Genomic DNA, 19,318 nt, shown 5'->3' with positions numbered 1-19,318 from the left:
CGCCCCCGGCGCTGCAACTCGTAAGTGTGCCGTACTTTTCTGTTAAATTTATTGTCGAATGGTAGCCCGTGGAGGCGGCGAAACCTGGATTTCGCCATATCTTCACCACTCTCTCAGAGGTAATCTAATCTCAGTGCCCGGCTTGTGTTTCGACGCAGTCCGTCACGCACGAGTTGAGCATGAAGTCGACTGGTTTTTGGGGGAGCCAGCCGAACCTGTGAGGGTAAAAGTTGGGCGACGTGGTGAATCTTCATCGTGAGCGCAAGGCGAAGGCTCGCCGCGCGGCTCAAGCGCAGGCCGAGGAAAACCGCATCCGATTCGGGCGGACCAAGGCTGACCGCGAGGCCGTCGCGCAGGAGCTCGAGCGCCAGCGTCTGCGCCATGAAGGCCATGCGCTGACCGAGAGGGAAGAACATGAAGAGCCCCGTGGTTAAGAGGTCCATTGTCATCGCCGGTCACAAGACCAGCGTGAGCCTCGAGGACGCTTTTTGGGAAGCGCTGAAGGAGATCGCCACGAGCCGCCGGCTCACCTTGTCCGATCTTGTAGCGACCATTGATTCCGCGCGGACGCAGGGCAATCTGTCCTCCGCTATCCGCCTGTTCGTGCTTGACCATTATCGCGGTGCCGCGCAGACCGCGCGCTCGGTCGGCACCAGCGACCGCATGGGTGTGACCGCACCTCCCGTTGCGTAATGCGCAACGGGACCTTATCTGCTTCCCTGGAGGACGGTGCGCCGCGTTGAAACGCGGCGCACGGTTTTCTATAACCGCACCGCTTGGGCGAATGGCGCTCCATTCCCGCCCGCGCGGGTTTACGCCCGTCAGGCGGCCACGCGAACGGGCCGCAGGGCGCGGGGAAGCGGGCGGGCCTTCCGCCCCGCGCGGTGCTTCGGGCAAGACACGGTGTGACGCGGGCGCCCTTGCGCGGCACCGCCGACGGGAGACGACGGATGTCGTGGAAGAATCAGAGTGGCGGCCCATGGGGAAACGGGCCGCGCGGTCCTTGGAGTTCCGGACCGCAATCCTCGGGACCCACGCCTCCGGACATTGAAGACCTGATCCGCCGCAGCCAGGACCGGCTGCGAACCATGATGCCGGATGCCTTCGGCTTCAAGGGCGCCATCCTTCTGGTGGCGCTGGTCATCGGTGGCTGGCTTCTTTCGGGCTTCTACCGGGTGGAGCCGGACGAGCAGGGCGTGGTGCTGCGCTTCGGCAAGTTCGTGGGCCTCACCCAGCCGGGTCTCAATTATCACTGGCCCTACCCCATCGAGACGGTACTCACCCCCAAGGTGACTCGCGTCAACCGCATCGACGTCGGCATCCGCGTGGCGGACGACGGCCGCCGCCCCAGCGCGATGGCGCGTGACGTGCCAGAAGAAAGCCTGATGCTCACGGGCGACGAGAACATCGTGGACGTGGACTTTTCCGTGTTCTGGGTGATCTCCAACGCCGAGCAATACCTCTTCAACGTGCAGAACAACGAGGGGACCATCAAGGCCGTGGCCGAAAGCGCCATGCGCGAGGTCATCGGCCGCACGGACATTCAGCCGATCCTCACCGGCGCGCGCCAGAATATCGAGACCGCCGTGCAGGAGCTGATGCAGCACACCCTCGACCAGTACAAAGCCGGTGTGCGTATCACCCAGGTCCAGCTTCAGAAGGTGGATCCGCCGGCCCAGGTCATCGATGCCTTCCGCGACGTGCAGGCCGCCCGCGCCGACGCCGAGCGTTCCCAGAACGAAGCCCAAACCTACGCCAACCGGGTGCTGCCCGAGGCGCGCGGTGAGGCGTCGCGCATCGAGAACTCGGCCCAGGCCTATCGCGAGCGCACCGTGGTGGAAGCCCGCGGCCAGGCGGCGCGCTTCCTCAAGGTCTATGACGAGTATCAGAAGGCCAAGGACGTGACGCGCGAGCGCATGTACCTGGAAACCATGGAGCGCGTGCTCGGCAGCGTGGACAAGGTTCTGGTGGATCCCGGCGTGGCATCAACCTCCGGCCCCGGAGGGAGCACGGGCGTGGTGCCCGTTCTGCCGCTCAACGACATGATGCGCCGGCCCACGGCGCCCGCCACCAGCCAGACCCAGGGAGCCACGCGATGAGGAATCACGTTTTCGGCGGTGTGCTCGCCATCCTCGCGGTGATCGCCCTGGTGGTGGTCTACTCGTCCGCCTTCATCGTCAACCAGACCCAGCAGGCCCTGGTGCTGCGCCTCGGCGAGCCGCTGGAGCCCGTCACCACGCCGGGCCTGCACTGGAAGGCGCCGTTCATCGACAGCGTCGTCTATCTCGACAACCGCATCCTGGACCTGGAAAATCCCTCCCAGGAAGTGATCGCCTCGGACCAGAAGCGCATCGTGGTGGACGCGTTCGCGCGCTACCGCATCACCAATCCGCTGCGCTTCTATCAGGCTGCGGGCTCCATCCAGGCCGCCAATTCGCGCCTTGCGACGGTGCTCAACTCGGCCCTGCGCCGGGTGCTGGGCGAGAACACATTCATCGCCGTGGTGCGTGACCAGCGCGAGGACCTCATGCGCCAGATCGGCGAGCAGGTGAATCGCGAGGCCGCCGGCTTCGGCATCACCGTGGTCGATGTCCGCATCCGCCGCGCCGACCTGCCGGAAGCCAACAGCCAGGCCGTGTTCCAGCGGATGCAGACCGAGCGCCAGCGCGAGGCCGCCGAGATCCGCGCCCAGGGTAACGAGGCCGCCCAGCGCCTGCGCGCCCGCGCCGATCGCGAAGCCGCCATCGTCCTGGCCGAGGCCAACTCCAAGGGCGAGCAGCTCCGCGGCGAAGGCGATGCGGAACGCAACCGCATCTTCGCCGACGCGTTCGGCCGCGATCCGGACTTCTTCACCTTCTACCGCTCCATGCAGGCCTATGAGGCCAGCATGAAGGCGTCGGATACCCGGTTGGTGGTGAGCCCGGATTCCAGCTTCTTCCGCTATTTCCGCGATCCTTTCGGCGGCGCTGCGGCGAAGCCGGGCGCGAACTGACCAGATCCGGGGCGGCATGACCGACCTGCTTGCCGCCCTGGGCCTTATGCTCGCCATCGAGGGACTCTGCCTCGCGGCGTTCCCCCATGCCTGGCGCCGCGCGATGCTCGCGGTGCTCCACGCCCCCGAGGGCCCGATGCGCATCGCCGGGCTCGCGGTCGGCGCGGCCGGGGTGCTTGTGGTCTTCCTGGTGCGCACGGGGGCGCATTGAAACGGCCCTAAGGCCATGCGCGCGGGGCGCGCGCTCCTGGCGATTGCCCTGGCTCTCTTTTTCGATTCCCTGCCGCGTCTCGACTTCTTCGGCCGGCCCGATGCTGCCGATCGCCCTCGCTCCCGCGCCCGGGGCAAGGATGTGAAGCGGCTTCGCGCATTTGCCCTTGCGCCCTGGCTGCACCCGGCGCAGCCTCCGCAGGTCGCTGAAGCTCCGAGGAGACCGATGCCCTTGTCCCGCCGCTTCCTTCGTCGCCGGCCGCTCGTCGCCGCTGCCCTGGCCCTGTCCCTGGTCCTGCCCGTGCTGGCAGGTGGCCCCGTGGCCGCGGCGTCCGGCAAGGGCCCGGACACCGTCGCGGACGTGGCTGAGCGCGTCATGGACGCGGTGGTGAACATCTCCACCTCGCAAACGGTCGCCGCCTCCCGCAGCGTGCCCACCCCGCAGTTGCCCCCCGGATCGCCTTTCGAGGATTTCTTCGACGAATTCTTCAAGCATCGGCAGGAAGACGGCGGAGAGGGCCGCTCCCGGCGGGTGTCCTCCCTCGGCTCCGGCTTCGTGATCGACCCTTCGGGCCTGATCGTGACCAACAACCACGTCATCGCCGATGCCGACGAGATCTACGCCAACTTTAATGATGGCTCGAAGCTGAAAGCGGAACTGATCGGCCGCGATATCAAGACCGACCTCGCCCTCCTGAAGGTGAAGCCGGACAAGCCGCTCACCGCCGTGAAGTTCGGCAATTCGGACAAACTGCGCGTGGGCGACTGGGTGATGGCCATCGGCAATCCGTTTGGTCTCGGCGGAACCCTGACGGTGGGCGTGGTTTCGGCCCGCAACCGCGACATCAATTCCGGCCCCTACGACAACTTCATCCAGACCGATGCCGCCATTAATCGCGGCAATTCGGGTGGGCCCTTGTTCAACATGGAAGGCGAGGTGGTGGGCATCAACACCGCCATCATCTCTCCGTCCGGCGGGTCCATCGGCATCGGCTTCGCGGTGCCCTCCGCCACCGCACAGCCGGTGATCGCCCAGCTTGAGCAGTTCAAGGAGGTGCGGCGCGGCTGGATTGGTGTGCGCATCCAGGCCGTCACCGACGAGCTGGCAGAGAGCCTCGGCATGGGCAAGCCGCGCGGCGCGCTGGTGGGCGTGGTGAGCGAGGGCGGCCCGGCAGCCAAAGCGGGGCTGAAGCCCGGCGACGTCATCGTCAAGTTCGACGGGCGCGACATCAAGACCATTCGCGACCTCACCCGCACCGTCGCAGACACCATGGCCGAGCGCGAGGTGGACGTGGTGGTGATCCGCAAGGGCAAGGAGGAAAGCCTGCGGCTGAAGGTCGCCCGCATGCCCGAGGACGACAAGGTGGAGGCCGGCAAGGCTGGGGAGGACCAGAAGGCCGCCCCCAAGCGCGCCCTGGGCCTGGACCTTGCGCCCATGAGCGAAGAGCTGCGCAAGCGCTACAATATCAAGACGGAGATCAAGGGCGCCGTCATCACCGCCGTCGAGGCCGGCACCGATGCCGCGGACAAGGGGTTGCGCGCCGGTCAGGTCATCGTGCAGGTGGGCCAGGAGCCTGTTTCCACCCCCGCCGATGTGCAAAAGCAGATCGAAGCGCTGCGCAAGGCCAAGAAGAAGTCGGCGCTGCTGCTGGTTTCCGATGGTGAAGGCCAGCAGGAATTCGTCACCCTGCCCCTCAACTGAGGCAGGCCCGCCGCGCCACGAGCTGAGTGGCGCGGCCCATTTTCAGAGCGGGTGGAATTCCTCGCGCGTATAGCCCTGCATGTAGAGCAGCGCGCTGAGGTCGCCATGGTCGATGCGGGCATGGGCCGCCGCGGCCACCTGGGGCTTGGCGTGGAAGGCGACGCCCAGCCCGGCTTCCGCCAGCATGGCGAGATCATTGGCGCCATCGCCCACCGCCAGGGTTTCGGAGGGGGCGAGGTGGAAGCGGTCGCGCAGCTCCACCAGGGTCGCGAACTTGGCGTCGCGGCCCAAAATAGGCTCGGCCACCGCGCCCACGAACTCGCCGCCATCCACCAGCAAGGTGTTGGCGCGATGCTCGTCGAAGCCCACGCGCGCCGCGATGGCCGAAGTGAACAGGGTGAAGCCGCCGGAAACGAGGGCCGTATAGGCCCCGTTCGCCCGCATGGTGCCCACCAGTTCCTGTCCGCCGGGCGTGAGATGGATGCGATCGCGCAGCACCTCGTCCACCACAGAGGCGGAAAGGCCCCGCAGCAGCGCCACGCGCTCGCGCAAAGCGGGCTCGAACTCGATCTCGCCGCGCATGGCGCGCTCGGTGATGGCAGCCACATGGGCCTTCACCCCCACCACGTCCGCCAGCTCGTCGATGCATTCCTGGCGGATCATGGTGGAATCCATGTCGGCAAGGAACAAACGCTTGCGCCGGCCGGCCTCCAGTTGCACCACCACGTCGATGGGCGCGCCCTTCAGGGCGGCGCGCACCTTGTCGGCGATGGCGCGGGAATCGGCGCCGAGCGTGGGCGCGAAGTGGATGTCGGCGGCCACATCGGGGTCGAGGATCACCGGTTCCTGGGCATGGGGCAGCACGGCGCGCGCGTCGTGGATTGCCTCACGGGTCAAAGCCGGGGCAGATGGATTCGAAATCAGCGTTGCAACGTAGGCCATGGAAGAACCGGAGACAGGACAGAAGGGGACGGCGGTGCTCATCGCAGGTCCCACCGCCAGCGGCAAGTCGGCGCTCGCCCTCGCGCTCGCGGAGCGCACGGGAGGAATCGTGCTGAATGCGGATTCCATGCAAGTCTATGGCGATCTTGCGGTGCTCACGGCGCGGCCGAGCGACGCGGACCTTAGGCGTGCACCGCATCATCTTTATGGCCATGTGGACGCGGATGCGGAATATTCTGTCGGCCATTGGCTGCGCGACGCCCAGGCGGCGCTGGCCAGCGCATGGGCCACGGGGCGGCTGCCGATTCTCGTCGGCGGCACCGGGCTTTATTTTCGTGCATTGACGCAAGGGCTTGTGGAGGTCCCCCCGATCCCCGAGGCGGTTCGTGCGGCCGTACGCGGTGCGGCGGAGGGGATGGAGAATGCCGCCCTGCACGCCCGCCTGCAGCAGGTGGACCCACCAGCCGCCACGCGCATCGGCGCCAATGACCGCCAGCGCATCCTGCGCGCGCTCGAGGTCGCGGAAGCCACCGGCTGCCCCATTTCGCAGTGGCAAGGCGCGGCTCAGCCCCCCTTTCTTGCGCCTGAGTTGTGCGTGCGCCTGGTGCTGGAGGTCGATCCCGAAATCCTGCGCCGGCGCATCGATGAGCGTTTCCTGTCGATGCTGGATCAGGGGGCCCTGGAGGAAGTGCGCCGGCTCGCCGCCCGGCGGCTTGATCCCGCGCGCACAGCCCTCAAGGCCCATGGCGCCCCGGCCCTGACCCGCCATCTGGCCGGCGAGATGAGCCTTGCGGAGGCCATCGCCGAAGGCCAGGGCGACACGCGGCGCTATGCCAAGCGCCAACGCACCTTCTTCCGCCATCAGATGGCCGATTGGCCGCGCGCACGCCCTGAGGACGCGCTGGAACAGCTGCTGGCCGCCCTGCCCCCTCAGCTCGGCTGAGGGCGGGCACGGCCGGCACGGCGGGGCGGCACCATCCAACGTTGACGCAAGGCCGCGAGCACGGCCACCACAAGCCCCCCGGCGAGCACCCACCAGGCGGGCCGCGGGCCGATGTCGAATGTCAGGTTCGCCTGTGCCACCAGCCACGGATCCACGCGTGTGGCGAGGCCATACCAAGCCACCTCCACGCCCGCCGTCAGCACGGCCGCCAGCACGGAAAGGAGGGCGAGAAGACCCGGCGTCACCTGCCCCCTCAGCCAGAACGTCACGCGATAGAGGCCCAGCAGCAGCAGCACGCCGCTCATCAGAACTGGCTCGGTCACGTCGAGCTTCGACTGAATGAAGAAGTGCAGCGCCGCCAGCGGGGCGATGACATAGACCGCCTTGTGGAGAAGGTTCCAACGCCGCGCGCCCAGGCGCTGAATGGCGCCATCGGTGGAAGTGGCACCAAGGACCACCAACAGGAGCACCGCGACCGCGCCAATGGTCAGGTACGCGCGCAGCACAATCTCGGAAGCCGCCCTCAGGGGCCCCTGGTCGATGATGAAAAGCAGCAGGTGGAGCAGGCCATAGCCGAGGGCGGCCAGGCCCAGGATGCGCCGCCCGAAGAACAGCTTCGGTGCCGCGAACAGCCGCCGCAGGGGCGTGACCGCCAGCGTCAGCACCAGGAAGCGGATGGCCCACAGGCCCGTGAAGTGAATGGCTCCGGTCCAGGGGCGCGCGCCCAGCCCTCCGCTCAGCACCAGCCCGCAAAGCCATGCAGCAGGCAGGAGCGAGAGTAGCAGGAACCCCGTCTTTTCCCGGCTGAAGGCGCCGGAGCGTTCATGAAAGAGCGACATGCGCGGCCTTTTGCGTGGAGCGAGAGAGAGCCCCTCCCCCCCGATACGCCGCGCAGTGCGCCAATGTTACGGCCCCTCGCACACGATGGCGTGAGGCCGCGCCCTCAGGCCGCCAAGACTTCGGCAGCCGGCTCGCGCTCGGGCGCCTCGGTCAGCAGCAGCGCCGCGCCCAGGCCCACCATGCAAATCGCCGGCAGAAGGCCGATGGCCATGCGGAACGCATGGGGGTCGAGGGCGGTGCCGCTCCCCTCGCCGAAGACATCCAGCAGGACGCCGAAGCCCCACTCGCCAAGCCCGCCGAGCAGCATGATCATCATATTCGTGGCGGCGATTGCCGTGCCCGTCACCTCCGGCGGATTGTGCTCCACCGCGGAGGCGAAGCACACCACTTGGGAGGTGGAGGCCAGCCCCAGCAGCAGCATGAGGCCGTACATGCCGGTGATCGAGACATTGGTGATGAGGGCGATGGCCAGGGTGACGGCGCAGGTGGCGACCGCCGAGCCCAGCAGCAGCGCACGGCGTGAGCGATAGCGATCTGAAACGAAGCCCGCGATGGGCCCGCCCACCAGCCAGCCCACATACATGACAGAGACGGCGGCCGCCGCCTGGTCCGCATCCGCCCCGGTGACCGCGCGGATGTAGTCCTCGCCCCACAGCGCGCCGAGGATGGAGAGCGGCATGTAAAGCGCGGCGCCCACGATACCGAGATACCAGCTCTGTGGATTGGACCACACCACCTTCAGGGCATCCAGCACATGGGGCCGCTTGCGCGCCGCGTTGCGGGCCTCCGCCTCGGGATGCGAGCGGACGATCAGCAGGATGAGCAGCATGATGAAGAGGCCAAGCCCACCCGCCGCGAGCAGTGCGCCGCGCCAGCCGATGGTTTCCACCATGAAGGCCGTGCCGGAATTGCCGATGATGGCGCCGGCCATGCCCAGAGAGGTGGTGAGGCCCGCGAGCAGCGCCAGCATGGAGCGCGGGAACCAGTCCGCCGCAAGATACATGGTGCCGACGAAGGCGAAGGCGGAACCCAGCCCCTGCAGGAAGCGCGCGGAGGACAGCAGCATGGGATGGGTGCCCATCACCTCCACGAATGCGCCGAGAGTGCAGATCAGCACCGCGACCACCAGCGTACGCTTGGCCCCGAAACGGTCGATGACCGTGCCAGAGAAGAGCTGCATGGGCGAATAGATGAAGTAATAGGCCCCGGCCGCCGCCCCGAGCGCTTCCGCCGAGAGGCGGAAATTGGCCTGAAGCTCCGGCTCCATGGCCGAGGGGGCAACGCGCACGAAGAACTCGTAGAGATAGAAGAGCGCCGCGGTGCCCCAGACGATCCACCCCGTGAGCGTTGCCTGTTCGACATCCCGCCCACCAACCTGCTCATCGACAATCATGCCACGCCCCCAGCCCACTGACGGTAAGTCTAGCTCCGAGGGCCGACCTCCGCCAAGGGCAGAGGCGCCGGCCGCTCAGACCGCCACGGGCGCCCGGATGGACGGATGGGGATCGTAGCCGGCGAAGTGCACGTCCTCGAAACGGAAGGCGAAGAGGTCACTCACCTCCGGGTTCAACTCCAGGCGCGGCAGGGCGCGGGGCTTGCGGGTGAGTTGCTCGCGGGCCTGGTCAAAGTGATTCAGGTAAAGGTGGGCATCCCCCAGCGTGTGGATGAAATCGCCCGCCTTCAGCCCGCACACCTGCGCCACCATGTGGGTGAGCAGCGCGTAGGAAGCGATGTTGAAGGGCACGCCAAGGAAAACATCCGCCGAACGCTGATAGAGCTGGCACGAAAGCTTGCCTTCGGCCACCGCGAACTGGAACAGGCAGTGGCAGGGCGGCAACGCCATCTTCGGCACATCCGCCGGATTCCACGCCGTGACGATGAGGCGGCGCGAATCGGGGTTCCTGCGAATGTCCGCCACCACCTGGGCGATCTGGTCGATCACCCCGCCCTCGGGATTGGGCCACGAGCGCCACTGATGGCCATAGACGGGGCCAAGGTCCCCATTGGCATCGGCCCACTCGTCCCAGATGGAAACGCCGTGGTCCTTCAGGTAGCGGATGTTGGTGTCGCCGGCGAGGAACCACAATAGCTCATGCACGATGGATTTCAGGTGCAGCTTCTTGGTGGTGACGAGGGGAAAGCCTTCGTCGAGCCGGAAGCGCATCTGGTGCCCGAACACGCTGAGCGTCCCCGTCCCCGTGCGGTCGTCCTTGCGCGCGCCCTCATGGAGAATGCGCTTCAGAAGGTCGAGATACTGCTGCATGATTCCCCAGAGCGCTTGTCCTTGCGCGCTTCCTTCACGCGAAGCGGTTCCCACTTCGCCCGGAAGCGCCCTATCCCCAGGCCCCCCCGGCCGAGACGCGCCAGCTTTACACCAACACGCCCGCATCGCCACTGCCCCAAGGTGGAAGGCCCACAAGCGCGGGCCGGCAGCAGCCACATGCACGCCCCTTGCATGCCCTGTGCACGACTCGCCAATCTTCCCCCTTCCCCCTCTTGCAATGTGTGAAGAGCTTGCGTAGGTTCCGCGCTCTCTTCGGCGCCCCGCGCTGAAGCGCGTGCAGGTGTAGCTCAGTTGGTTAGAGCGCCGGTCTGTGGAACCGGAGGTCGGTGGTTCGAGCCCACCCACCTGTACCACCGCAAAACACCCATTACATGTCTGCGCATTCACGATTCGGCTTGTCTGGATCCGCATGATCCCGCCGCCTTGCCAGCCGGTTTCGCTGCGGGCACCTGTCGCACGGGATGCGCCAGCGAGTCGGGCGCCTAGCGCTACGGCCCCTTGCCCTTCGCAGCCACGGCAGCGGCCTCGTGGCGGAAGATGGTCACGATCTGGCGGCCGATATCTTCCGGCGACAGGCCTCCGGGCCGATACCACAGGCCCACATTGTTCAAGAGCGTGAGCAGCAGCAGGCGATAGACGCCGGGGTCGATTCCCTCGGCCAGCGGCAGGTCCGCCACCAGGGCCACGAAGATCTGCTCGAAGGCGTCGCGCTTGGCGATGAGGCTTTCCTGCACATGGCGCGGCACCGCCAGGAAATCATTCATCAGCGGCATGGTGATGGATTGGGGGTCGAGCTGGATGCCGAGCATGGTCACGCAGGCCGCCTCCAGCCGCGCCCAGGGGTCGCTCTCCTGCTCGATGGCGGCGCGAATGCGATCCTCCGCCACCTGCAAGGCGGTGTCGTGGATCTTGATGAACAAGAGCTCCTTGGATTTGATGTAGTGGTAGAGCGAGCCGCCCAGCAGCCCCACCCGCTCGCCAATGTCGCGCACCGAGGTGGCGGCATAGCCGCGCTCCGCGAAAAGGCTGGCAGCCGCCTCCAGAATGGCGCGATGCCGTTCGCTGATCTCCCCCGCGAACAGCTCGCCGCCAACCCTGGTCGGCACGCCGCCTGATGCCGCCGCGGCCTTGCCGGATGCCCGCTGGGCCTTGGCCGCCGCGCCGTGGGCCTTGCCCGATGCCGTGCTGTCGCTCACCCCACACCTCGTGCTGCGGCGCCCGGCCAGGCCGCGCCCACCGCTTTGCGAACTCGCCCCGGCCGTCGCAGGCCGGCGGGTCGATCATCCATCCGTCTCTTCCCTTACCCCGCCCCGGCGCCGGAACACCAGCGCCTCAACACATTCGACCATGGTTGCGAAAGCCGCGTCGCGCTCGCCTCTTGCGGAGTGTAACAATCGTTTGATACATAGCGGAAGAGCGGAGATCACCAAACGTGGCGAGACCTCTGGCAGGCCCAGGAACCAAGCATCGGCGCAGCGCACCCGCGCGGCACCGGATGGCTGGGACATTTTGCCGGCAATGGTCCGCGCGCCGTGCTCCGCCCTCCTCCCCGCCATTTCGCGCTGCCGCAGGGCGCCGCCCGAGTGCGTCGTACTTCCGCGCGCCCCTTCAACACCAAGGACATGCCCATGGCCGCTTACGTGCCGCCCGTCGATGACGTCGCCTTTCTGCTGGGGCACGTCTTCAGCTTCGATCAGGCCATGGCCGACCTGCCGAGCTATCCGGAGGTGAACACCGAGCTGGCGGTGAGCGTGCTGGAGGAAGGCGGCAAGTTCTGCGCCGGCGTGCTGGAGCCCCTCAACCGCCCCGGCGACGAGGAAGGCTGCACTCTCTCCGGCGACAAGGTGACCACGCCCAAGGGTGTGGCCGAGGCCTATCGCGCCTTCGCTGATGCCGGCTGGTGCAGCCTTTCGGGCGATGCGGAATTCGGCGGCCAGGGCCTGCCGCGCGTGCTGCAGATCCTGCTCGACGAGATGCTGTCGTCGGCCAATCTGTCGTTCGGCCTGTTCCCCGGCCTCACCCGCGGCGCGGTGGAGGCCATCGGCCATCACGCCAGCGCCGAGCTGAAGGCCACCTACCTGCCGAAGATGATCTCCGGCGAGTGGACCGGCGCCATGGCCCTCACCGAGGCCTCGGCCGGCACGGATCTCGGGCTTCTTTCCACCCGCGCGGCGCCCAATGGCGATGGCTCTTTCGCCATTACCGGCACAAAGATCTTCATCTCCTCGGGTGACCAGGATTTCGGCGGCAACATCATCCACCTGGTGCTCGCCCGCCTGCCGGACGCGCCCAAGGGCGTGAAGGGCATCAGCCTGTTCCTGTGCCCCAAATTCCTGGTGGAAGCGGACGGGAGCCTGGGCAAGCGCAACGGCATGAGCGTGGGGGCGCTGGAACATAAGATGGGCATTCACGCCCAGCCCACCTGCGTGATGAACTATGACGGCGCCACCGGCTGGCTGGTGGGCGAACCCGGCCGCGGGCTCAACGCCATGTTCACCATGATGAATGCCGAGCGCCTGTTCGTGGGCATCCAGGGCCTGGGCATCGCGGAAGCCGCGAACCAGAAGGCCGTGGCCTACGCCCGCGAGCGCCTGCAGGGCCATGGGGCCGATGGCACGCCCGGGCCAGTGGCCATCATCACCCATCCCGATGTGCGCAAGATGCTGCTGAAGGGCCGCGCCTTCGCGGAAGCCGGCCGCGCGCTCGCGGTGTGGACCGCTTTGCAGATGGACGTCGCCGCCCATCATCCCGATGCCGCCGCCCGCCAGGAGGCGGACGCGCTGGTGGCCCTGATGACGCCGGTGGTGAAGGCTGCCTTCACCGATTTCGGCTTCGAGACGGCGGTCGCCTCCCAGCAGGTGTTCGGCGGCCACGGCTACATTCGCGAATGGGGCATGGAGCAGTATGTGCGCGATGCCCGCATCGCCCAGATCTATGAGGGCACCAACGGCGTCCAGGCCATGGACCTCGTGGGCCGCAAGATCACCATGGACGGCGGCACGCTGCCCTTGCGCTTCTTCGCGCTGGTGGAAGCGGATCTCGATGCCGCCTTGCCCCTGGCCGGCGCCGAGCTGGTGCGGCCAGCGGCGGATGCGCTGGCGCGGCTGAAGAGCGCCACCGCCCGCCTCGCGGAGCATGGCGGCGCCATCGAGGCCGGCGCGGCCGCCACCGATTATCTGCGCCTGTTCGCCCTCGTCTCCTTCGGCTGGATGTGGGTGCGCATGGCCGCTGCCGCATCCGCCCTGGGCGACCAGGCGACCCCGGTGGCCAAGCGCAAGCCGGCGCTGGCGCGCTTCTTCATGGAGCGCATGCTGCCGGAGACGCTCGGCCTGGAAGCCGCGCTGGCCCATGGCGCGCCCTCGCTCATGACCCTTCCGGCGGACGCCTTCTGAGCGCCCGCCGAACGACGCTCAACGACAACACCGAACACAACAGCTTTCAAACGGAGGAAAACCATGCTCGGAACCATGATGGATGTCCCGCTGCTGCTCTCATCCATTCTGCGGCATGCGGAGGCCTATCACTCCGACGGGGAGGTGGTATCGGCGACGGTGGAGGGGGGCCTCCACCGTTACACCTATGGGGAGCTGTCCAAGCGCACCAAGAAGCTCGCCAACGCGCTCGCCCGCATGGGCCTTGAGCCGGGCGACCGGGTCGGCACCCTGGCATGGAATGGCTATCGCCACATGGAGCTCTATTTCGGCGTCTCCGGATCGGGTTTCGTGTGCCACACCATCAATCCGCGCCTGTTCCGCGAGCAGATCGCCTACATCATCCACAATGCCGCCGACAGCGTGCTGTTCTTCGACCTCACCTTCCTGCCCATCGTCGAGGAGCTGGCCGGGCAGTTGAAGGACCTCAAGGCCATCGTGGCCATGACGGACGAGGCGCACATGCCCAAGTCCGAGGCGCTGCCGGGCCTTTTGTGCTATGAAACGCTGATCGCCGACGAGCCGGACAGCTTCGAGTGGCCCGCCTTCGACGAAAACACCGCTTCCAGCCTCTGCTACACGTCCGGCACCACGGGTGACCCGAAGGGCGTGCTCTACAGCCACCGCTCCTGCGTGCTGCACGCCATGGCCATCACCATGCCGGACGCCTTCGGCTTCTCCGCGGCGGACGTGATCGCGCCCATCGTGCCCATGTTCCATGTGAATGCCTGGGGCCTGCCCTTCGTCGGCGCCATGGTGGGCGCCAAGCTGGTGCTGCCCGGCGCCCACCTCGACGGCGCCAGCCTTTACCACCTGTTCGAAGGCGAGAAGGTTTCCTTCACCGCCGGCGTGCCCACCGTGTGGCTCGGCCTGCTGGATTGGATGGATACGCACGGCCGCAGCTTCACCTCCCTGAAGCGGGTGGTGATCGGCGGCTCGGCCACCCCGCCCATCATGATCTCGCGCTTCCACAATATGGGCGTGAAGGTGCGCCACGCCTGGGGCATGACGGAAACGAGCCCGGTGGGCCTCGCCGCCGCCCTGAAGCCCAAGCACGAGGCCCTCGACCCCGAAGCCAAGCTGGCGCTGGAATGCAAGCAGGGCCGCCCGCTGTTCGGCATGGAGTTCCGCGTGGCCGGCGCCGACGGCCAGCAGGTGGCGCGCGACGGCAAGAGCTTCGGCGCCATGATGGTGCGCGGGCCGTGGGTGGCGGCCTCCTACTTCAACACGCCGCACAGCCCCGCCCATGAGGAGATGCCCGGCTGGTTCAACACCGGCGACGTGGTGACCCAGGACGAAGACGGCTTCATCCAGATCGTCGACCGCACCAAGGACGTGGTGAAGTCCGGCGGCGAATGGATCTCCTCCATCGAGCTGGAGAACATCGCCCAGGCCCACCCCGCCATTCAGGAGGCGGCCATCGTCGCCAAGCCGGATTCCCGCTGGGGCGAACGGCCGGTGCTGGTGGTGGTGCTGAAGCCCGGCGCCAGCTTCACCCGCGCCGACATGCGCGCCCATTACGAGGGCAAAATCGCAAAGTGGACCATTCCGGACGATGTGGTGATCGTGCCGGAACTGCCTCACACGGCCACCGGCAAGCTCTCCAAGAAGGCGGTGCGCCAGATCATCCTGGAGCAGATCTCCGGCAACGGTCCCGACGCCTTCATGAGCTGAGCTCACGGCAAGCCGGCGCGCCCCCACGGGCGGGCCGGCTTACCGGCCGTTGCTCACCAGGGGCTGATCCGCGCCGGGCAGATGGAAGCGCTCCGCCACCACGCGGGCCATCATGTCCGCGTCGGGATTGTCTGGCCCATAGGGACCATGGGGCTCGCCCACGTCCCAAAGCAGCGAATAGAGCCACAGGCCGCCCGCCTTCAGCCGCATGGCCGCATTGGCGAAATCCACCACATCGGTGAGCGATCGCTTCACGTCCCCATGCCAGGGCGGACCGGAGCGCAAGCCCAGGAAAACCGACGCCTGGGGGAAGTGATACTGGTAGGCCTCCAGCGCCCGCACCGGGTCATATCCCGGCTTCTCGTCGAACGACATGATGTTGATGATATCGATGGCCGCGCGCGCCTTGGGGTCGCGCGCCAGGGCGGCCACATAGCCGTGATTCCAACCCACCGGCTTCTGCTGCGAATAGGGGCCGAAATAGGCGCCGGTGTTATAGGCATCGAAGGCGAGGCGATATTTCGGGCGCGGGAACTTGTCGCGGAAGGTCTTGATGACGCGCACCAATTCGCCGTCCGTGTAGCACCACACGTCCTTGTTGGGCTTTACGAGGCAGTGCTTGTCCCCCTCCATGGAGGCGGCGACGCATTCATAGTCCACGTCGATGTCGCGAATGCCCATCTGGTCGAGGAACAGGCTGAGCGCGCGGAAGTGGGTGCCGTTCATGCCCGCCCAGCCCTCGCGGTCATAGGGCTCGAAGCCCAGCTTCCCGCCCTGCTGCACGGCGAGCGCGATGCGAATGCCGGGACGGCGCAGGCGCAGCAGGTCCAGCGCGTTCTTCAGCTGGTGGCCCGTGCCCTGGAACTGGAGACCGGTGGTCATGAAGACATCGTCGTCCAACCCCTCGTAGGTCACCTGCGGGCGGGCGAAGCACAGGGTCACCGTGGAGACGTAGGGCGGCAGATTGGTGAGGTAGAAGACCTCCGGATAAGCGGGATCGGGCTTCTCGTACCAGGAGTCCCAATGCACGTGGAATTCCTGCCCCGACGGCTGCGGCAGCGACATCTTTCCCGCGAGAACCAGGCTCAGCGCGCCACCCGCCCCCACCGCCATCTGGCCCGAGGTGATGTCCACCACCTGCCCATAGGCCAGCGCGGACACGTCGAGCATCAGGTCCGAACCCACCTGCCCCGTCACCACCAGCCCGCCATCCTCGGAGATCAGCCGGAAGCTCTCGGCCCGGCCATCCTGGCGCACGGTGCCGAACCACAGCCCGGCCACCTGCTGCGCGCCCGCCGCGCCAGCCTTGAACGGCTCCAGCGGCAGGCGCACCCGCGCCATCAGCGGCGATCCCGCCGATGCCGGCCCCAAGAGTTCGAGGGTTCCCAGAGCAAAACGCGCCGCAGCTGATGCCACGTCGGAAACCGGCCCGCCACTGACCACCGAGATCGTCACCCCATGCCCTCCGGCTCGCGCCTGCTTCGGCCCGTCGAAATGCGCGACAAGCATAGGCAGTGCCGCCGGGGCGCCGCAAGCCGAAGCGGAAACGTCGCCGTTCAGGTCGGCGAAGCTGAGCAGATGGTTGCATGGCGCAGCACGCTCGCGCGACACGCGCCGGAGTGCTACATTCGGACGCTCTCCCAGCATGAGCGCGGGCGCACACCGGGCAGGTTCGCACATGGCTCACTCGGATTCATCACGGCCGAGCCCGGCGCGGCTCACTCTCTCGCCGTCCACCGACACCACTCCCGGCCCCGGGCCACGGGAGCCCGGCTGGATCGCCCGGCTGTGGTCTCGGGCGCTGGATTTCGGGCTTATTCTTTGGGTGGTGCGCATCCCCCTCGCCAGCGCCGGCCTGGGCTTTCTCATGATGTTGGCGCTGACCCAGGCCCAGGACACCCTGGTGGATGTCGCCATGGCGGGGGCACCCCTGGCGGAGCGCGCGGGCCTTTCGCCGGCCATCCTTCGCCTCGTCGCGGCGATCTTCCTGCTTTGGGCGGTGCCCGTTCATTACGCCGCCCGGCTGCTGCTGGAAACCGACGAAGGCATTGCCGCCCTTGTCCGCCGGCGAGACCACGCCGCCGCGCCGCCGCGCCGCGCGCGCCAGGACCCCGGCGTGTCCCCCTCCCCGGCCGACCTCACCCCAGGGGACAAGGACGATGCCGGAACATCCGCTGACACTCCGGCATCGGCGCCCGCCGCGCTGCCGGGGCGGGACCGCTGGACCCATTTCGTCATCCGCCAGGTGCCGCGGCTGCTGGGTGCGCTGACCTTCGTGGCTTTCGCCATTGGGGCGCAGAAGGCCATCATCAACCTGCCCACCCTCGCGGACGCGGCGGTGGCCCAGGCGGTGCGCGCCCAGCTGGAACTCATCACCCAGGTGATGCTGGTGTGCGTGGCGCCTTTCCTCCTCTATGCCGTGCTGCGCAGCCGGCTGACGCAGATCGGCGCCTTCCATCGGTTCGATGCCGCCCTGGGGCGCAGACTCGCTTTCCTCTTCCGCGGGCTCGGCATCGCGCCGCGCGCCGGCGATCCTGACGGGGAGCTTCACGCCACGGGCCGCCTGCTGTTGCTGTTCTATGCGGTGCTGGTGTTCGCCGTCCTGATCGCCAATCCGCTGTGGCTGGCGCGCGCCTTGCCGCTGGCCATGGCGGTGCCGCTCATTCTCGGGGGCTGGGTGCCGCTGCTCGCCTATCTCTCCTCGCTGGGCAGGCGCCTGCGCTTTCCCCTCATCACCGCGCTGCTGGGGCTGAGTGTCGTGGCCGTCTACCTTTATGGAGACAACCACCGCGTGCGGACCGTGATGGCGGAGGAGCCCTCCTACCGGCGCACCAGCCTCAACACGGCCCTGTTCCTCTGGATGCGGGCCAATGGCTGCGAGACCGATCCCGGCGCCTGCCCCCGGCCCATCATCATCGCGGCGGCCGGCGGCGCGAGCCGGGCGGGCTTCTTCACGGCCAGCGTGATCGGCCATTTCCTGGACCTGGCCAGGCTCGAGGAGCCTTTCACCCTCACGCGCGCGGACGGTTCGAAGCTGGTGCGCGCCGCTTTCGACGATCGGCGCATCAGCCCGCAGGCGGCGCGCACCCTGGCGGGCGTGGACGTGGCCAACCGCATCTTCGCCATCTCCGGCGTCTCCGGCGGCGCCTACGGAGCGGCGGTCGCCGCCGCCGCGCTCGGTTCACGGGACGGGCACGCGACGCCCTGCGCCGCCGGCCCGCAGCCCTATTGGTTCGGAGGCAATGTCGGCACCTGGCAGGACTGCCTGGAAAGCCTGACCAGCGGTGACTACCTGACGGCCACCTTCTTCGGCCTCGCCTTTCACGACCAGGTGCAGGCCTTTCTGCAAGACCGCGCGGCCCTGCTCGAGCAATCCTGGGAGCAGCGTTTCGCGGACATCGCGACGGCCGGCCCCGCCGCGGCGCCGCACCGCCTCGCCATTCCACTGCTGACGGCGGAGCGGGACCCCGCGGTGTGGGCGCCGTTCCTGGTGCTCAACGGGACATCGGTGGAAACCGGCCAGCGGATCATCACCACCGACCTCCAGCCGGTCTATGCGGCCCGGGGCTCCTGCCCGAGCGGCGGAGAGCGGGTGGAATGCCCGCTCTTCACCCACGTCATCGACTTCCACGGCCTGTTACGTGCGGACCTGGACGTGCGCCTGTCCACGGCAGCGCTGAATTCCGCGCGCTTCCCGGTGATCTCGCCGCCGGGCTCCATCCATCAGGCGGGCGCCGATATCGTGGACCGGCTGGTGGACGGCGGCTATTTCGAGAATTTCGGGGCCGAGAGCGCGCTGGAGCTGGCGCAGGCGGTGGTGGACGTGGAACCGCGACTGGCGCCCTTCATCCTCGTCATCTCCAACGACCCCCAAAGCGCCCTCACGGAGGAGCGCACCGCTCGCGGTGTGGTGGTGCCCGATGCGGACGAGCATGTATGGTTGCCGGAGGTGACGGGCCCCATCGGCGCCATCTCCACCGTGCGGGGCGGTCGCGGACGGCTGGCCGTGGCATCCGCGGAAAGCTGGCTCCGGCAGCGCTTCGGCGCCCGCTGCGGCACCAATCTGGCGCACATCAAGGTGTGGCCCGAGGCGCTGGATGGCACATGCCCCATCGGCGCCGCCAGCCCACAGAAGATCCGCGAGGTCTCCATGAGCTGGTGGCTCTCCAAGCCGCTGCAGATGAACCTGCGCGAGCAGTTGGAACGGACCCATGACAGCTGCAACAACGACGCGGCCGTCGCCGCCGTGTGGCAGGCGATGGTAACAGCCTCCTCAAGCTGCCTCGCGCCCGGCGACTGA

16 protein-coding genes and 1 tRNA gene are annotated in these 19,318 nt (G+C 67.7%); 11 read left to right on the top strand and 6 right to left on the bottom strand.

Going from position 1 to position 19,318, the window contains the following annotated elements:
- Positions 1-239 precede the first annotated feature (239 nt).
- From V5F26_RS12225 to V5F26_RS12200, 6 genes are all read left to right on the top strand, one after another.
- A complete protein-coding gene (locus V5F26_RS12225) occupies positions 240-434 on the top strand; it encodes a DUF4169 family protein (protein WP_394057933.1) in 195 nt (64 codons plus the stop codon).
- On the top strand, positions 415-693 hold the full coding sequence (locus V5F26_RS12220) for a ribbon-helix-helix domain-containing protein (RefSeq protein ID WP_234050000.1): 279 nt from the start codon (positions 415-417) through the stop codon (positions 691-693). The genes V5F26_RS12225 and V5F26_RS12220 overlap by 20 nt, the downstream gene beginning before the upstream one ends.
- A 257-nt stretch (positions 694-950) precedes the next feature.
- Entirely contained in the window at positions 951-2,099 is a 1,149-nt protein-coding gene (hflK, locus tag V5F26_RS12215; protein WP_394057919.1) for an FtsH protease activity modulator HflK, read from the top strand.
- Positions 2,096-2,992 carry a protease modulator HflC gene (gene hflC / locus V5F26_RS12210; protein WP_234049998.1) on the top strand — a complete coding sequence of 299 codons (897 nt, stop codon included), beginning with the start codon at positions 2,096-2,098 and terminating at the stop codon, positions 2,990-2,992. The genes hflK and hflC overlap by 4 nt, the downstream gene beginning before the upstream one ends.
- A gap of 16 nt (positions 2,993-3,008) precedes the next feature.
- Positions 3,009-3,203 carry a DUF2065 domain-containing protein gene (locus V5F26_RS12205; protein WP_234049997.1) on the top strand — a complete coding sequence of 65 codons (195 nt, stop codon included), beginning with the start codon at positions 3,009-3,011 and terminating at the stop codon, positions 3,201-3,203.
- 225 nt (positions 3,204-3,428) lie between these two features.
- On the top strand, positions 3,429-4,904 hold the full coding sequence (locus tag V5F26_RS12200) for a DegQ family serine endoprotease (RefSeq protein WP_394057916.1): 1,476 nt from the start codon (positions 3,429-3,431) through the stop codon (positions 4,902-4,904).
- Between the two features lie 42 nt (positions 4,905-4,946).
- Here the strand turns inward: V5F26_RS12200 and serB are convergent, their stop codons facing one another.
- Positions 4,947-5,846 (bottom strand): phosphoserine phosphatase SerB, encoded by a 900-nt coding sequence (serB, locus tag V5F26_RS12195; protein ID WP_394946049.1) that lies wholly within the window; start codon positions 5,844-5,846, stop codon positions 4,947-4,949.
- Here serB and miaA point away from each other — a divergent pair.
- Positions 5,845-6,789, top strand: coding sequence for a tRNA (adenosine(37)-N6)-dimethylallyltransferase MiaA (gene miaA, locus V5F26_RS12190; RefSeq protein WP_394946048.1), 945 nt, complete (start codon positions 5,845-5,847; stop codon positions 6,787-6,789). The genes serB and miaA overlap by 2 nt on opposite strands.
- Here the strand turns inward: miaA and V5F26_RS12185 are convergent.
- From V5F26_RS12185 to V5F26_RS12175, 3 genes are all read right to left on the bottom strand, one after another.
- Positions 6,777-7,628, bottom strand: a complete 852-nt coding sequence (locus tag V5F26_RS12185) for a protein-methionine-sulfoxide reductase heme-binding subunit MsrQ (protein WP_394946047.1) — start codon at positions 7,626-7,628, stop codon at positions 6,777-6,779. The genes miaA and V5F26_RS12185 overlap by 13 nt on opposite strands.
- A 104-nt stretch (positions 7,629-7,732) precedes the next feature.
- Complete coding sequence (locus V5F26_RS12180) at positions 7,733-9,022, bottom strand: MFS transporter (protein WP_394946045.1); 1,290 nt, start codon at positions 9,020-9,022, stop codon at positions 7,733-7,735.
- Between the two features lie 75 nt (positions 9,023-9,097).
- Positions 9,098-9,892, bottom strand: a complete 795-nt coding sequence (locus V5F26_RS12175; RefSeq protein ID WP_394946044.1) for a thymidylate synthase — start codon at positions 9,890-9,892, stop codon at positions 9,098-9,100.
- A 297-nt stretch (positions 9,893-10,189) separates the two neighbouring features.
- On the opposite strand from V5F26_RS12175, the gene V5F26_RS12170 reads away from it, so the two are divergent.
- Positions 10,190-10,266 (top strand) — tRNA-His (locus tag V5F26_RS12170).
- Positions 10,267-10,401: 135 nt separating this feature from the next.
- Here V5F26_RS12170 and V5F26_RS12165 read toward each other — a convergent pair.
- Complete coding sequence (locus tag V5F26_RS12165) at positions 10,402-11,109, bottom strand: TetR/AcrR family transcriptional regulator (RefSeq protein WP_394946043.1); 708 nt, start codon at positions 11,107-11,109, stop codon at positions 10,402-10,404.
- A 432-nt stretch (positions 11,110-11,541) separates the two neighbouring features.
- On the opposite strand from V5F26_RS12165, the gene V5F26_RS12160 reads away from it, so the two are divergent.
- Both V5F26_RS12160 and V5F26_RS12155 read left to right on the top strand, forming a co-directional pair.
- On the top strand, positions 11,542-13,305 hold the full coding sequence (locus V5F26_RS12160; protein WP_394057932.1) for an acyl-CoA dehydrogenase family protein: 1,764 nt from the start codon (positions 11,542-11,544) through the stop codon (positions 13,303-13,305).
- 63 nt (positions 13,306-13,368) lie between these two features.
- A complete protein-coding gene (locus tag V5F26_RS12155) occupies positions 13,369-15,018 on the top strand; it encodes a long-chain-fatty-acid--CoA ligase (RefSeq protein ID WP_394057902.1) in 1,650 nt (549 codons plus the stop codon).
- Positions 15,019-15,057: 39 nt separating this feature from the next.
- Here the strand turns inward: V5F26_RS12155 and V5F26_RS12150 are convergent, their stop codons facing one another.
- A complete protein-coding gene (locus tag V5F26_RS12150; RefSeq protein WP_394946042.1) occupies positions 15,058-16,473 on the bottom strand; it encodes a hypothetical protein in 1,416 nt (471 codons plus the stop codon).
- Between the two features lie 223 nt (positions 16,474-16,696).
- On the opposite strand from V5F26_RS12150, the gene V5F26_RS12145 reads away from it, so the two are divergent.
- Complete coding sequence (locus tag V5F26_RS12145; protein ID WP_394946041.1) at positions 16,697-19,318, top strand: hypothetical protein; 2,622 nt, start codon at positions 16,697-16,699, stop codon at positions 19,316-19,318.

The sequence above is a fragment of the Xanthobacter variabilis genome (assembly GCF_043831965.2).
In the GTDB taxonomy this organism is placed as follows: domain Bacteria; phylum Pseudomonadota; class Alphaproteobacteria; order Rhizobiales; family Xanthobacteraceae; genus Xanthobacter.
Note: the sequence above shows the minus strand (reverse complement) of the source record. Positions and strands in the feature narration are given on the sequence as shown.

Bases quoted from the DNA above. Each gene is read 5' to 3' on its own strand.
- miaA (WP_394946048.1), top strand. From the start codon at position 5,845: ATGGAAGAACCGGAGACAGGACAGAAGGGGACGGCGGTGCTCATCGCA.
- V5F26_RS12200 (WP_394057916.1), top strand. From the start codon at position 3,429: ATGCCCTTGTCCCGCCGCTTCCTTCGTCGCCGGCCGCTCGTCGCCGCT.
- V5F26_RS12180 (WP_394946045.1), bottom strand. From the start codon at position 9,022: ATGATTGTCGATGAGCAGGTTGGTGGGCGGGATGTCGAACAGGCAACG.
- hflC (WP_234049998.1), top strand. From the start codon at position 2,096: ATGAGGAATCACGTTTTCGGCGGTGTGCTCGCCATCCTCGCGGTGATC.
- V5F26_RS12185 (WP_394946047.1), bottom strand. From the start codon at position 7,628: ATGTCGCTCTTTCATGAACGCTCCGGCGCCTTCAGCCGGGAAAAGACG.
- hflK (WP_394057919.1), top strand. From the start codon at position 951: ATGTCGTGGAAGAATCAGAGTGGCGGCCCATGGGGAAACGGGCCGCGC.
- V5F26_RS12145 (WP_394946041.1), top strand. From the start codon at position 16,697: ATGGCTCACTCGGATTCATCACGGCCGAGCCCGGCGCGGCTCACTCTC.
- V5F26_RS12155 (WP_394057902.1), top strand. From the start codon at position 13,369: ATGCTCGGAACCATGATGGATGTCCCGCTGCTGCTCTCATCCATTCTG.
- V5F26_RS12175 (WP_394946044.1), bottom strand. From the start codon at position 9,892: ATGCAGCAGTATCTCGACCTTCTGAAGCGCATTCTCCATGAGGGCGCG.
- V5F26_RS12220 (WP_234050000.1), top strand. From the start codon at position 415: ATGAAGAGCCCCGTGGTTAAGAGGTCCATTGTCATCGCCGGTCACAAG.
- serB (WP_394946049.1), bottom strand. From the start codon at position 5,846: ATGGCCTACGTTGCAACGCTGATTTCGAATCCATCTGCCCCGGCTTTG.
- V5F26_RS12160 (WP_394057932.1), top strand. From the start codon at position 11,542: ATGGCCGCTTACGTGCCGCCCGTCGATGACGTCGCCTTTCTGCTGGGG.
- V5F26_RS12205 (WP_234049997.1), top strand. From the start codon at position 3,009: ATGACCGACCTGCTTGCCGCCCTGGGCCTTATGCTCGCCATCGAGGGA.